The organism is uncultured Tenacibaculum sp. (assembly GCF_947502995.1).
Lineage (GTDB): Bacteria > Bacteroidota > Bacteroidia > Flavobacteriales > Flavobacteriaceae > Polaribacter.
Genome location: NZ_CANNBW010000027.1, coordinates 14153 through 28594, shown reverse-complemented (window position 1 = coordinate 28594; position 14442 = coordinate 14153). Strand labels below are relative to the sequence as shown.

The window sequence follows — 14442 nt, the reverse complement described above, 5'->3', positions numbered from 1 at the left end:
ATATTAATTATCAGAAAATTAGGGATATTGTTAGTTAGTATTACGCTTATAAGTTTTACTACAAAAAAATTAGAAAAGAAAGACGAAAAAGGTGTAACAACACCTGTAAACTACGAAACGACTAAAGACATTCTTAAACTTGAGAAAAACTTTGTTGGATTCAAAGAAGCTTTAGCTTTTAAAGAATCTCAAGGAAGATACTATGTGGTTAATACACATGGATTTTTAGGTAAATATCAGTTTGGGAAAGGTACTTTAAAGAGATTTAAAATTTACGACACTAAAAAATTCCTGAAAAACCCTGAACTACAAGAGAGGGCTTTCACTGCTCTTTGTAGGGTGAATAAATGGATTTTAAGAAGGGATATTTCCCGCTTTGTTGGTAAAAGAATAAATGGAATACTTATTACTGAGTCTGGAATAATAGCTTCTGCTCATTTAGCTGGACCTGGTAATGTAAAAAAATTCTTACGTTCTTATGGAAATTACCAATTTAAAGATGCATATGGAACATCTATTAAAAGCTATATGAAAAAATTTGCTGGATATGATTTATCACATATTAAGGCAGATAAAAAAGCAACTGTATAAGAAACAACATTATTACTTTATAACTTTTTAAGTTACTTACGCTTGAATAATAAAGATCGCTGGTCTTTTGTGTAAATCAACATTTTCAGTTTTCCATTTTTGAATTGGAAAAGTCTTAATGTATTCTGTAGGTAAAGAAATATCACAAGCTACACACAATTGAGTATTTGATTGTAGTGTAGCTTTTAAGTCATCAAGCATTTTATTATTTCTATAAGGAGTTTCAATAAATAATTGTGACTGTTCTTTATCTCTTGATAATTTTTCTAACTCCTTTATTTTTCTTTTTCTATCAGATTTATCAATAGGTAAATATCCATTGAATGCGAAATTCTGTCCATTTAAACCAGAAGACATCATTGCCATTAAAATAGAAGAAGGTCCAACTAACGGGATTACTTGTATTCCTTTTTCATGTGCTTGTTTAATTACTGTGGCACCTGGATCAGCAACTCCAGGTACACCAGCTTCCGAAAGAATACCTACAGAAATACCTTCATCACAAACATCTAAATAATTTCTAGTTTCTAGTTCGTGTGAATACTTATCAATCATCATAAAGTTTAAAGATGATTGTGGTTTATTTGGCGTTATTTTTTTTATATACCTTCTTGCTGTTTTTTCATTTTCAACAATGAAATAATCTAAACGTTCAATAACTTTTTTTACAGAAATAGGCATAACCTCTAAAGGCTCTGTATCTCCAAGTGTAGTAGGAATTAAATATAACTTACCAATCATAATTATTGAATTTTAGATGCTATTACTTCACATGCTTCATCAAGCATATTATATACATTAACAAATCCTTGATCTCCTCCATAGTAAGGATCTGGAACATTCAAATTATCTCCAGGAGAAGATTCATTTAATATCATTTTCACTTTATCAACATCTTCTTCATTTCTTGAAAGCTGAATAATATTATGATAATTACTAGAATCCATAGCATAAATCATGTCAAAATTATCAAAATCATTTACTGTAAATTTTCTTGATTTTTGATCCGTAATATCTAAACCATTTAATCTTGCTATTTCAATAGATCTTCTATCTGGTAATTCTCCACTGTGGTGACCAGAGGTTCCTGCCGAATCAACAAAATGCTCGGCATCTAGTTTTGATTTTAAAATCCCCTCTGCTAATGGTGAACGGCAAATATTACCTAAACAAACCATTAGTATTTTCATTATGAATTAAATTAGAATGTTAATTTCTTCGTTAAGTCTTCTACGTACTTTCTAAATTGTTTATCTGTTTCTGTTAAGTTATCTACAGTTTTACAAGCATGGAGTACAGTAGCATGGTCTCGTTGCCCTATTTGACTACCAATACTTGCTAAAGAAGATTTTGTCATACGTTTAGCAAAATACATGGCTAATTGTCTCGCTTGTACAACATGTCTCTTTCTTGTTTTAGACTGTAAAGTTGCTACATCCATATCAAAGTATTTTGAAACTACTTTTTGAATGTAATCTATAGACACCTCTTTCTTGGTATTCTTAACAAATTTATCAACAATTTGTCTTGCTAAATCTAAAGTAAACTCTCTTCTATTAAATGAAGCTTGAGCAATCATAGAAATAATAACCCCTTCTAGCTCTCTTACATTTGTTTTTACATTTTTAGCTATGTATTCAACTATATCTTCAGGCATCTCTACACCGTCTCTAAATAGTTTTTTCTGTAAGATAGAAATACGAGTTTCATAATCAGGATTCTGAAGCTCAGCTGAAAGTCCCCATTTAAAACGAGACAATAAACGTTGTTCAATATCTTGCATATCAACAGGTGCTTTATCAGAAGTAAGAATCACCTGTTTTCCATTTTGATGTAAATGGTTAAAAATATGGAAGAAAACATCCTGAGTACCAGCTTTCCCTGATAAAAACTGAACATCGTCTATAATTAACACATCTATCATTTGATAGAAGTGGATAAAATCATTTCTTGTATTTGATTTTACAGAATCAATAAATTGTTGAGTAAATTTCTCTGAAGAAATATATAAAACAGTTTTATCTGGATATTTATCTTTAATATCAACACCTATAGCATGGGCTAAATGTGTTTTTCCTAAACCTACTCCACCATAAATCAATAAAGGATTAAAAGATGTTCCTCCAGGTTTATTAGCTACAGCCATGCCAGCAGATCTAGCTAATCTGTTTGAATCTCCTTCTACAAAATTATCAAAATTGTAATTTGGATTTAACTGAGATTCAATCTTAACTTTCTGTAAACCAGGAATAACAAAAGGGTTTTTCAACTCTCTTTTTGTCTCTAAAGGAACTGTAACTTTTTGTGGTTTAAGTGGATTTCTGTTTGCACTTGGAATTTTAACAATTTTAGGATTGTTACTACTATATGTATTTTCCATACGAACATCATAAATTAACTTAGCATGTTCACCAAGTTCTCTCACTAAAGCAACACGTAATAATTTAATGTAATGTTCTTCCAACCATTCATAAAAGAATTTACTAGGTACCTGAATTGTTAATGCCTCTCCGGATAATTTCACAGGTGTTATAGGCTCAAACCATGTTTTATAGGCTTGAGGCTTAATATTGTCCTTAATGAAAGACAGGCAATTTAACCATACTAATTCAGCAGTTTTATTCATCTAAGCTCTTCACAAATTTTCTATTTTCACCACAATAAAAGCAGTAAAAAATAACGTTAAAAATCCCTCCGTTTTGGACGAACAAAAGTGTGAATAAAATTCAGTAAAAAAAAATCAAAATGGTATTGATTATTATTTTTTTTTTATGTAAGATTTGATTTAATCAATCACATTACAATTTTGCCTGAACATTATTCAAACATTAGAGTCCGATATGCCGAAACAGATCAAATGGGGGTCGTTTATCACGGTAATTATGCGCAATATTTTGAAATTGGTAGAACAGAGTGGCTTCGTTCCTTAGGGGTGAATTACAAAGATATGGAAAAAAATGGAGTTATGCTTCCCGTAATTTCCTTAAATTGTAGCTTCAAAAAATCAGCTTTGTATGATGATCAACTCACTATAAAAACGATTTTGAAAAAAAAGCCATCTGTTAAAATCGAATTCGACTATGAAATAACGAATCAAAATCAAGAATTATTATGTTCTGGAAAAACTACTTTGGCTTTTATTGATATTAAAACTAAAAGACCTACTCGTTGTCCAGATTATATTTTGAATAAACTTGAATTTTAAATAAAAAACAAACAACCTAATGAAAATATATACTAAAACCGGAGACAAAGGTACCACTGCTCTATTTGGTGGAACTCGGGTTCCTAAAAATCACTTACGAATAGAAAGCTACGGTACAGTTGATGAACTTAATTCATATATAGGATTAATAAGAGATCAAGAAATTGATGATTTAACAAAAAGTTCTTTAATCAAGATACAAGATGAACTCTTCACTGTAGGAGCTATGTTAGCTACTCCTCCGGAAAAAGAAACACTTAAAAATGGTAAAGAGCGTTTAAATATTCCTAAAATTGATGATGAGGCTATTCAGTTTCTAGAAACAGAAATGGATAGAATGAATGATACTCTTCCTCAGATGACACATTTCATTTTACCTGGAGGTCACCAAACAGTGTCATTCTGTCATATAGCACGCTGTGTATGTAGAAGAGCTGAGCGTTTATCTGTTGCTTTAAACAATGAAGATGATGTTAATTCTAACGTTTTAATGTATTTAAACCGACTATCTGACTACCTTTTTGTATTGGCACGGAAGTTGTCCAAAGACTTACAAGCAGACGAGGTTAAATGGATACCTACCAAGCTTTAGAAAAAGTTCTTTATTTATTGAATTCAGATTTTTAAGAAAAAACTTGACTTTTTCAGTTTAAATTTTATTTTTGCAGAAAACTAAAAACAGATTTAGAAATGTATTGGACACTTGAATTAGCATCTTATTTAGCAGATGCACCATGGCCTGCCACTAAAGACGAATTAATTGATTATGCAATTCGTACTGGTGCTCCTCTAGAAGTGGTAGAAAACTTACAAGATATTGAAGATGAAGGAGAAGTCTACGACTCTATTATAGAGATATGGCCAGATTACCCAACCGAAGAAGATTATCTTTGGAATGAAGATGAATATTAACACGAAAACAATAAAACTTAAAAGTCTCATACGAGGCTTTTTTTTTGCTTATTTTTAAGCAACTCATAATCAACGACATAAATAAGAAGTGATACTTCTTTTTAAAACCACATAGAATGAGCATTTTAAACTCAATTATAAAAATATTTGTTGGTGACAAACAACAAAAAGATTTAAAGAAACTACAGCCTATTATAGATAATATAAAAGCTTTTAATGATGACTTAACTAAATTAAGCCATGACGAATTAAGAGCTAAGACCGTAGAATTTAAATCTAAAATAACTGCTGCAACAAAATCTTTTGAAGATCAAATACTTCAATTAGAAGAAGAAGCTAAAACAGCAGATATAGACAGACAAGAAGATATCTACACTCAAATTGATAAACTTAAAGATGAAGCTTATGAAGCTTCAGAACAAGTTTTAAAAGATATCATGTCTGAAGCTTTTGCTGTTGTTAAAGAAACAGCTAGACGTTTCGCTACAAATGAAAATATTGAGGTTAATGCTACTCCTTTCGACAGAGAACTTTCTGCTACAAGAGAACATATTGAATTAGATGGAGATAAAGCGCTTTGGGCAAATACTTGGGATGCTTCTGGTAAAGAAGTAACTTGGGATATGATTCATTATGATGTGCAGCTAATTGGAGGTTCTGTATTACATAATGGAAAAATTGCTGAAATGATGACTGGTGAAGGAAAAACTTTAGTTTCTACATTACCAGTTTATCTAAATGCACTTACAGGAAAAGGAGTTCACGTAGTAACTGTTAATGATTATTTAGCAAAACGTGACCGCGCTTGGATGGCTCCTATCTTCGAATTCCATGGTTTATCTACAGATTGTATTGATTTCCATCAACCAAATTCAGAAGAAAGAAGAAAAGCTTATAACGCTGATATCACCTACGGAACAAACAATGAGTTTGGTTTCGATTATTTACGTGATAACATGGCTTCATCTAAAGAAGATTTAGTACAACGTGCTCCTAACTACGCTATTATTGATGAGGTTGATTCTGTTTTAATTGATGATGCAAGAACTCCATTAATTATTTCTGGTCCAATTCCTCAAGGAGATATTCATGAATTCAACGAATTAAAACCTTTAGTTGCTGATTTAGTTTCTTTACAAAGTAAATATTTAGTAGGTGTTTTATCAGAAGCCAAAAAATTACTTAAAGAAGGTGACACTAAGGAAGGCGGATTTTTACTATTGAGAGTTTATAGAGGGTTACCTAAAAACAAAGCTTTAATTAAATTCTTATCTCAAGAAGGAATCAGACAAATTCTTCAAAAAACTGAAAACTTCTACATGCAGGATAATAATAAATTAATGCCTGAAGTTGATGCTGAACTATGGTTTACTATTGAAGAAAAAAACAACCAAATTAACTTAACAGATAAAGGAGTTGGTCATCTTTCAGAAAGAACACAAAATGATACATTTTTCGTTTTACCAGATATCAGTATTAAAATAGCTGAAATTGATGGTAACGAAGGTACTCCAGAACAGAAAGCAGAATTAAAAGAAGAATTATATAGAGATTTTAGTGTGAAGAGTGAACGCATTCATACTATGAATCAACTTTTAAAAGCCTATACTTTATTTGAGAAAGATGTTGAATATGTAGTCGTAGATAATAAAGTAATGATTGTAGATGAGCAAACAGGTCGTATTATGGACGGTCGTCGTTACTCAGATGGTTTACACCAAGCAATTGAAGCTAAAGAAAGTGTAAAAATTGAAGATGCTACACAAACGTTTGCTACAGTAACTTTACAGAATTACTTTAGAATGTATCGTAAATTATCTGGAATGACAGGTACTGCTGTTACTGAAGCTGGTGAATTCTGGGAAATTTATAAACTAGACGTTGTAGAAATTCCTACAAATAAACCAATTGCTCGTGACGATAGAGAAGATTTATTATATAAAACTACTCGTGAAAAATATAACGCTGTAATTGAAGAAATTGTAAAACTAGTTGGAGAAAACAGACCTGTATTAGTAGGTACAACTTCTGTAGAAATTTCTGAATTGTTAGGTAGAATGCTTAAAATGCGTAAAATACCTCACAACATCTTAAATGCAAAATTACATAAAAAAGAAGCAGATATTGTTGCTGAAGCTGGTAAACCTGGACAAGTAACTATCGCTACAAACATGGCTGGTCGTGGTACCGATATCAAACTATCGGATGAAGTTAAAGCTGCTGGTGGTTTAGCTATTATTGGTACAGAACGTCATGATTCACGTCGTGTAGATCGTCAGTTACGTGGTCGTGCTGGTCGTCAAGGAGATGTTGGTTCTTCGCAATTCTTTGTTGCTTTAGATGATAACTTAATGCGTTTATTTGGTTCTGACCGTATTGCTAAAGTTATGGATAGATTAGGATTAAAAGAAGGTGAAGTTATTCAAGATAGAATGGTAACTAGATCTATCGAAAGAGCGCAGAAGAAAGTAGAAGAAAATAACTTTGGTATTCGTAAACGTTTATTAGAATATGATGATGTAATGAATGCTCAACGTGAATTCGTTTACAAACGTCGTCGTCATGCTTTAGATGGAAAGCGTTTACAGATCGATATCGCAAACATGATTTATGATACTTGTGATGCTGTTGTTCGTCAGAATAAATTAACGAAAGACTTTCAAAATTTCGAATTTGAATTGATTCGTTTCTCATCAATGACTTCTCCTTTTACTGAAGATGAATTTAACGCTAAACCAGAACAAGAATTAATTGATCAGCTTTATAAATTAGTTACTGAAAACTATAAAGCAGATGCAGATAGAAATGCTTCTCAAGTTTATCCAGTAATCAAAGGAGTTTTTGAAAACGAAGGAGATCGTTACGAAAGAATCGTGGTTCCTTTTACTGATGGAACTAAAACGTTACGTGTAGTTACCAACTTAAAAGAGGCATACGAATCTGAAGGTAAATCATTAGTAAGCGATTTTGAAAAGAATATCACATTAGCAATAATTGATGAAAACTGGAAAGATCATTTACGTAAAATGGATGAATTAAAGCAAACTGTGCAAAATGCAACATATGAGCAAAAAGATCCATTATTAGTATATAAGTTCGAAGCTTTCGAATTATTCCAAAAAACAATCGATAAAGTAAACAAAGAAGTATTATCTTTCTTATTTAAAGGTAAACTTCCGCAAGAAGATGAATCTCAAATTTCTGAAGCTCAAGAGCAAAAAAGAGAGCAATTAGACTTACGTAAAGACGAAGTTCAAAACTCTACTCAACAAGCTATCAGTAATGCTCGTCAACAACAAACTCAAGAACAACAAGCTATTGAAACTGTAGTTCGTGAGCAACCAAAAATAGGTAGAAACGAAAGAGTTACTATTAAAAACGTAATGTCTGGCGAAGAGAAAGAAGTTAAGTATAAACAAGCAATTCCTTTATTAGAACAAGGAACTTGGGTTTTATACAATAAATAAAAACATACTTTTTTTAAAAGAAAGCACTGAAGGAAACTTCGGTGCTTTTTTATTTACACAAAATTTACAATGTTTACTTTAAATTGAATTTTCACTAACAATCAATTAATTAAAGGTTTACGATTACACTGCACTTAAACTATAATTTAGTACAAATTATTTTAACCTCTTTCTTCTAAAACTATTAAGAAGAAAAACTATCAAACTTAAAATGAAAAAAAGTAAACGTCGTAAACTAGACATCGCTGTGATATCAGATGTACATTTAGGAACTTTTGGATGTAGAGCTACGGAACTGAATAATTACTTAAAAACAATAAATCCAAAAATATTAATCTTAAATGGAGATATTGTAGATATATGGCAGTTTAAAAAGAGGTATTTTCCTAAAGCTCATATGAAAGTTATTCGTCAACTAATGAGTTTTATTACTTCTGGTACAAAAGTTTATTATATCACGGGAAACCATGATGAGATGCTTCGTAAATTCAAAGGATTTCAATTAGGTAGTTTCGAAATTGTAAACAAGGTTGTTTTAGATATTGATGGGAAAAAAGGGTGGTTTTTTCATGGAGATGTTTTTGATGTTACCATGCAACATTCTAAATGGCTTGCTAAACTAGGTAGTGTTGGGTACGATTTCTTAATCATGTTAAATACTGCTGTAAACTGGATTAGTGAAACTTTAGGATATAACAGATTATCTTTTAGTAAAAAGATAAAAAACGGTGTAAAAAGTGCAGTAAAATTCATTAATAACTTTGAAACTACAGCTGCTGAAATTGCTATTGATAATCAGTATGATTATGTTGTATGTGGACATATTCATCAACCAGAAATGCGTAGCATAGAAAATGATAAAGGAAAAACAATGTATTTAAATTCTGGAGATTGGATTGAAAACCTAACAGCATTAGAATACAGTAATAAAGAATGGAAATTATACGAATATGAAAAAGATAATTTAGCTAAAAAATTACCAAATAACATCGAGGTATCTGATGTAGAATTAATACAAGCTGAACAAAGTAGTAGTCAGCTTTTTGAAGGATTATTAGAAGAGTTTAACATTCAAAAATTTTCAAAATAGTATGAAGATTTTATACGCAATTCAAGGTACAGGAAACGGACATGCAAGTAGAGCTTTAGAAATAGTTCCGCACTTACAAAAAAGAGCTGAAGTAGATATTTTAGTTAGTGGATACCAATGTGAATTACAATTTCCTTTTGAAATTAAGTACAAGATGTATGGACTTAGTTTTATTTTCGGAAAAAAAGGTGGAGTAGACTTGTTAGAAACATTAAAAAAATCAAAATTTCGTAATCTTTGGAAAGAAGTAAAATCTTTGCCAGTTAAAGATTATGATTTGGTTATAAATGATTTTGAACCTGTTTCAGCTTGGGCTTGTAAATTAAGAAATGTTCCTATTATTTCTCTTAGTCATCAAAATGCAGTTGCAGACGAAAATGCGCCTAAATACGGAAGCAAGTTTAAACTAGAACGCTTTATTTTAAAATATTACGCACCTGCTAAAAACAGATTTGGTTTTCATTTTAAAACCTATTCTTCTGCGACATTCTTACCTATAATAAGAAAAGAAATTCGTTATAAAAATATTACAAATAAAGGACATTATACTGTTTATCTTCCTGCTTATGGCGATAAAAAGTTAATCAAAATGCTATCGCAGTTTAAAACAACGAAATGGGAAATTTTTTCAAAACACACGAATCAATTTCAATTGCATAATAATATTATTATCAGGCCAATTGATGGTAAAGAATTTATTAAAAGTATTGCTTCTTCTAGTGGTATTTTATGTGGTGCTGGATTTGAAACACCTGCCGAAGCTTTATATTTAAGAAAAAAGCTAATGGTAATTCCTATGAAAAATCAGTACGAACAACAATGTAATGCACTTGCTTTAAAAGAGATGGGAATTCCTGTTCTTAAAAAGTTAAGCAAAAAACAGCTTCCAAAAATTGAAAAGTGGTTAAAATCAAAATCGATAGTTGAAGTTAGATATCCAGATGTAACGGAAGATATTTTAGATGCAATAACGTTACCTTACTACAACGAAACTGTATTGTCTGAAATTAGTATTGTCTAAATAATATTCTAATTACCAATCAATCGTAAAAATACCTTTCTCTTTTAAAATTGTATTGGTTTGTGAAAAATGTTTATTCCCAAACCAATACCCGCGATTGGCACTTAGCGGAGATGGATGTCCGGATTCTAAAACATGATGCTTCGCTTTATCAATCTTCTTCCCTTTTTTCTTTGCAAAACCTCCCCAAAGTAGAAATATTACATCAGATTTTTTTTCTGAAATTTTACTAATAACGGCATCTGTGAATTCTTCCCATCCTTTCTTTTGATGACTTCCTGCTTCGTGAGCTCTAACAGTTAGCGTTGCATTTAACAGTAATACACCTTGTTTTGCCCATCTAGATAAATCGCCTGATTTTGGATATGGAATATTTACATCGGCTTCTATTTCTTTAAAAATATTGATCAAAGAAGGAGGATGTGCAATTCCATCATGAACAGAAAAACATAATCCGTTCGCCTGCCCTACTCCATGATATGGATCTTGACCAATAATTACAACTTTTATATCTTCAAATGCACAATAATCAAATGCAGCAAAAATATCTGAACCTTTAGGAAAACAAGTATGATTTTCATATTCATTTTTAACAAAACTTGTTAATTCATTGAAATATGGCTTATCAAATTCCTCTTTTAAAATATGTTTCCAGCTTTCAGTGATATTTACTTGCATTCTTATTATTTTTGTGCTCTCAAAAATAGCGATTTTGAAACATAATATTTCAGAAAAAACATTGCAAGATTTAGAATTCAACACTGTTTTACAACAAGTGGCTGAATTTAGTATTACATCTTTAGGAAAAGAAAATGTATTAAAAATAACTCCAATTCAATCTCAAGAAGAATTACTTTTTGAATTACAATTGGTTAATGAATATTTAAGCTCTTTTGAAAACGAAAATCGAATTCCAAATCATGGATTCGATAATATCACAGAGTTTATCAAACGTTTGGCTATAGAAAATAGTTATTTAGAAACAGAAGCTTATTTAAAAATTGCTACTGTAGCCTCTATCGTTAATGAACAAAAGAAGTTTTTAAAAAAATTTAAAGAATACTACCCTAGTCTTTTTCAGCTTAGCGAAGAAATAGAATACACTACCTATGTTTCTGATGCAATACAGAAAATTATATTGCCACATGGAGAAATAGTAAATAACGCCTCTCCTACATTGAAACAATTACGAAAAGACATTAACCATGTTCGCGGAAAAATATCAGAAAGTTTCTCTAAAGCTTTAAGCAGTAGTATTGCTAATGGATATTTAGATGATATTAAAGAAACTATTATAGATAATCAACGTGTTTTAGCTGTTATAGCTATGCACAGAAGAAAGGTTAAAGGTAGTTTATTAGGTTCTTCTAAATCAGGGAATATTGTATATATAGCTCCACAGGCAACATTATCTTACAGTAGAGAATTACAGAACCTTTTGTATGAAGAAAAACAAGAAATTGTAAAAATCCTACGTGCATTAGCTGAAGAAATAAGACCTTTTACACCTTTATTAGAAGCATATCTTACTTTTTTAATTCATTTAGATGTAATTGCTTCAAAAGCTAAATATGCCCGAGAAATAAACGGATTATTACCTAAAATTTCTACTAACAAAAGAGTATTTTTAAGAGATGCTTATCACCCAGTTTTATGGAGAAAAAATAAAGAAAAAGGAATAGCAACTATTTCTCAAACTATAGAGCTGAATACAAAACAGCAAATTATAGTTATTTCTGGTCCGAATGCTGGTGGTAAAAGTATTACATTAAAAACCATAGGTTTATTACAAGCCATGTTACAAAGTGGAATGTTAATACCTGTTCATGAGCGAAGTGAAACCTGTATTTTTGGTACTATTTTAACTGATATTGGAGATAATCAATCTATAGAAAATCAATTAAGTACATACAGTTATCGCTTAAAGAATATGCGTTATTTCCTACGAAAATGTAATGACAATACATTATTCTTAATAGATGAATTTGGAACTGGATCTGATCCTGAATTAGGTGGTGCATTAGCTGAAATTTTCTTAGAAGAGTTTTACGAAAAAAAATCCTTTGGAATTATTACTACGCATTATGCAAATTTGAAAGTATTAGCTAATGAACTTGAAAATGTTACGAATGCTAATATGCAATTTAATGAGCGTACTTTAGAACCAATGTATAAACTCTTTGTTGGTCAGGCTGGAAGTTCTTTTACGTTTGAGGTAGCTCAGAAAAACGGAATTCCTTATAGTTTAATTAACAGAGCTAAAAAGCGTGTAGAAAGTGAAAAGGTTCGTTTAGACAAAACCATTTCAAAACTTCAGAAAGAACGTAATAGACTTCAAAAAACGTCTGATAACTTAGAAAAACAAAAATCTAAAGGACAAGAACACATTGAAAGTCTACAGGAAAAAGAGCAACGTATTCAAGAAAAATTAGAAGGGTTTCAGGAATTATATGATAACAATCAACGTATGTTATCTTTAGGAAGAAAACTGAATGAATTATTGAATAAATACTTTCAAACCAATAATAAGAAAGAATTATCTGCTAACTTTTTTAAATGGGTAGCTTCAGAAAAAACAAAATACACAAAGAAAAATCCACCTAAAAAACAAAGTAAACAGCAAAAAGCTAAAGAAAAGGAAACTGAAGCAAAACAAAAAGAAGCAATAAAAAAAGTAGAACAAGAAGTACTTAAGAAAGTAGTTGAAGTTCGAAAAGAAAAGAGAGTTGAAGCCCAAAAAGAAGCAAAAGCTAGAGCTGAATATATATATAAAGTTGGAGATAGAGTACGCTTAATTGACGGAAACTCTGTTGGAACTATTGATAAAATTGAAAAGAAAAATGCATTTATCAATTACGGACTTTTCACCACCAAGACATCTTTAGAGAAAATAGAATTAGTAGAAAAAGCGAAGAAAAAATAATTTCTTCGCTTTATTTTTTTGTTGATTTCTCTTTTTCCTGATTCTCCTCTAGTAATCCGAATTTTCTGGAAATAATATTAGTAAAATTATAAAAATTTTGGGCGGTCATTCTGCGGTATCCTTCCTCTATACTTTGAATATTTTGAATATTATCTAATGCATTTGTTTTTTGATCAAAATCAAACTTCTGAGCACTATCAGGAATATTCATTTCAAAAGAAAAATTTATAGCAACACCAATAAGATAAGAAGCAAACTCTTTTTCACCATTTATGGTATTCCCTTTTGAATATACCCAAATGACTGGATGATTTTTATCTTTCATAAAAATTCGATCTTCTTGATTCTTTATTTGATATTTAATCGAAATATGTAATGGTGTTTTAGTGTATTGAGATGCTGTAACCTTTATAAAATTATGTGAAAGAATATTCTCAAAACTTCCCTCTAAAGCATCTATAATAATATCTTCATATTGTCGAATATAACCTTGACTATAATTACTGGTAATATCAATAATATTTTCAGATATTTTTCTTTTATCAAGAACTTGAAAATATTCGTCTAATGTATTTTGAACAGAGAGATCATAATCTTGAAAATTTTTAACATCTGTATTACCTGTTAACTCTAATCCTATTGTAGCAACATTATGATCTCTCATATAGCGTAAAAGACTTCGAAAAAAATTAACAGCATCTGCATCAAAATTTTCTTTATTCTCAACTAATTTATCATAACGTTTTATCTCTTCTTCCCAAATATTTCCATTAATTCGAAGTACTTCCTCTTTTTTTTCACTGTTAGGGTGTGCATTTAAAAACTCACGAACCACTTCAATATCTTCTGTTACCTCTACTTCTATAAAACGTACTTCTTCTGTAAAATTTCCTTTAGGATGTGCGTTATAATAGCTAGTACAAGCTTCTCGAGTTCTTTTATTCTTTACTCCCAAATAGGCAAAATAATCATCAAAAAAACCAAAATAAGCTATAATTACAGCTATTATGACCAAACCAATATAAAATGGTTTTTTATTTAATCTTCCATCATAATGTACTTTATTTTGACATTTCGGACAGGTAAATAGTATATTTTTATTTTTGGGTACGCGAACTCTATAATTACAACTGGGACAATTAATAATCTCTTTTTTCATGTTTTTTTGAATTCTAATGATAAGTTGAAATTATCTCAGCAACTAATATATTAAAAAATAGCCCTAGTTATGAA

The 14442-nt window shown here is 30.4% G+C and carries 13 protein-coding genes; 8 read left to right on the top strand and 5 right to left on the bottom strand.

Annotation, left to right across the window (positions count from 1 at the left end):
* Positions 1–27 precede the first annotated feature (27 nt).
* On the top strand, positions 28–591 hold the full coding sequence (locus tag Q1A46_RS18590; RefSeq protein WP_231970291.1) for a peptidoglycan-binding protein LysM: 564 nt from the start codon (positions 28–30) through the stop codon (positions 589–591).
* Positions 592–627: 36 nt separating this feature from the next.
* On the opposite strand, the gene Q1A46_RS18585 is transcribed toward Q1A46_RS18590, so the two are convergent.
* Genes Q1A46_RS18585 through dnaA form a run of 3 tightly spaced genes read right to left on the bottom strand, consistent with a single transcriptional unit; the run spans position 628 to position 3217 of the window.
* The gene (locus Q1A46_RS18585; RefSeq protein WP_095071356.1) at positions 628–1332 is read right to left on the bottom strand and encodes an SAM-dependent methyltransferase; all 705 of its coding nucleotides are present in this window, start codon (positions 1330–1332) and stop codon (positions 628–630) included.
* 2 nt (positions 1333–1334) lie between these two features.
* On the bottom strand, positions 1335–1781 hold the full coding sequence (locus tag Q1A46_RS18580; protein ID WP_299682598.1) for a low molecular weight protein-tyrosine-phosphatase: 447 nt from the start codon (positions 1779–1781) through the stop codon (positions 1335–1337).
* A gap of 11 nt (positions 1782–1792) precedes the next feature.
* Positions 1793–3217, bottom strand: a complete 1425-nt coding sequence (gene dnaA / locus Q1A46_RS18575) for a chromosomal replication initiator protein DnaA (RefSeq protein ID WP_299682595.1) — start codon at positions 3215–3217, stop codon at positions 1793–1795.
* A 180-nt stretch (positions 3218–3397) separates the two neighbouring features.
* Between dnaA and Q1A46_RS18570 the strand changes: the two genes are divergently transcribed.
* From Q1A46_RS18570 to Q1A46_RS18545, 6 genes are all read left to right on the top strand, one after another.
* Entirely contained in the window at positions 3398–3796 is a 399-nt protein-coding gene (locus tag Q1A46_RS18570; RefSeq protein WP_299682592.1) for a thioesterase family protein, read from the top strand.
* Between the two features lie 19 nt (positions 3797–3815).
* Complete coding sequence (locus Q1A46_RS18565; RefSeq protein WP_299682589.1) at positions 3816–4388, top strand: cob(I)yrinic acid a,c-diamide adenosyltransferase; 573 nt, start codon at positions 3816–3818, stop codon at positions 4386–4388.
* Between the two features lie 98 nt (positions 4389–4486).
* Entirely contained in the window at positions 4487–4708 is a 222-nt protein-coding gene (locus Q1A46_RS18560; RefSeq protein ID WP_075343250.1) for a DUF2795 domain-containing protein, read from the top strand.
* A 116-nt stretch (positions 4709–4824) separates the two neighbouring features.
* Positions 4825–8175, top strand: coding sequence for a preprotein translocase subunit SecA (gene secA / locus Q1A46_RS18555; protein ID WP_299682583.1), 3351 nt, complete (start codon positions 4825–4827; stop codon positions 8173–8175).
* Between the two features lie 211 nt (positions 8176–8386).
* Positions 8387–9265: a UDP-2,3-diacylglucosamine diphosphatase gene (locus Q1A46_RS18550; protein WP_299682580.1), complete on the top strand. Its 879-nt coding sequence runs from the start codon at positions 8387–8389 to the stop codon at positions 9263–9265.
* 1 nt (position 9266) lies between these two features.
* Positions 9267–10286, top strand: coding sequence for a glycosyltransferase family protein (locus tag Q1A46_RS18545; RefSeq protein ID WP_299682577.1), 1020 nt, complete (start codon positions 9267–9269; stop codon positions 10284–10286).
* 12 nt (positions 10287–10298) lie between these two features.
* Here the strand turns inward: Q1A46_RS18545 and Q1A46_RS18540 are convergent, their stop codons facing one another.
* Positions 10299–10964 (bottom strand): uracil-DNA glycosylase, encoded by a 666-nt coding sequence (locus tag Q1A46_RS18540; RefSeq protein WP_299682575.1) that lies wholly within the window; start codon positions 10962–10964, stop codon positions 10299–10301.
* 34 nt (positions 10965–10998) lie between these two features.
* Between Q1A46_RS18540 and Q1A46_RS18535 the strand changes: the two genes are divergently transcribed.
* Positions 10999–13209, top strand: coding sequence for a DNA mismatch repair protein MutS (locus tag Q1A46_RS18535; protein WP_299682572.1), 2211 nt, complete (start codon positions 10999–11001; stop codon positions 13207–13209).
* Positions 13210–13219: 10 nt separating this feature from the next.
* Here the strand turns inward: Q1A46_RS18535 and Q1A46_RS18530 are convergent, their stop codons facing one another.
* Positions 13220–14368 (bottom strand): hypothetical protein, encoded by a 1149-nt coding sequence (locus tag Q1A46_RS18530; RefSeq protein ID WP_299682569.1) that lies wholly within the window; start codon positions 14366–14368, stop codon positions 13220–13222.
* Between the last annotated feature and the right edge of the window lie 74 nt (positions 14369–14442).

Excerpts from the sequence above, each read along its gene's own strand:
- Q1A46_RS18585 (WP_095071356.1), bottom strand. The coding sequence starts at position 1,332 with ATGATTGGTAAGTTATATTTAATTCCTACTACACTTGGAGATACAGAG.
- Q1A46_RS18580 (WP_299682598.1), bottom strand. The coding sequence starts at position 1,781 with ATGAAAATACTAATGGTTTGTTTAGGTAATATTTGCCGTTCACCATTA.
- dnaA (WP_299682595.1), bottom strand. The coding sequence starts at position 3,217 with ATGAATAAAACTGCTGAATTAGTATGGTTAAATTGCCTGTCTTTCATT.
- Q1A46_RS18565 (WP_299682589.1), top strand. The coding sequence starts at position 3,816 with ATGAAAATATATACTAAAACCGGAGACAAAGGTACCACTGCTCTATTT.
- Q1A46_RS18560 (WP_075343250.1), top strand. The coding sequence starts at position 4,487 with ATGTATTGGACACTTGAATTAGCATCTTATTTAGCAGATGCACCATGG.
- secA (WP_299682583.1), top strand. The coding sequence starts at position 4,825 with ATGAGCATTTTAAACTCAATTATAAAAATATTTGTTGGTGACAAACAA.
- Q1A46_RS18550 (WP_299682580.1), top strand. The coding sequence starts at position 8,387 with ATGAAAAAAAGTAAACGTCGTAAACTAGACATCGCTGTGATATCAGAT.
- Q1A46_RS18545 (WP_299682577.1), top strand. The coding sequence starts at position 9,267 with ATGAAGATTTTATACGCAATTCAAGGTACAGGAAACGGACATGCAAGT.
- Q1A46_RS18540 (WP_299682575.1), bottom strand. The coding sequence starts at position 10,964 with ATGCAAGTAAATATCACTGAAAGCTGGAAACATATTTTAAAAGAGGAA.
- Q1A46_RS18530 (WP_299682569.1), bottom strand. The coding sequence starts at position 14,368 with ATGAAAAAAGAGATTATTAATTGTCCCAGTTGTAATTATAGAGTTCGC.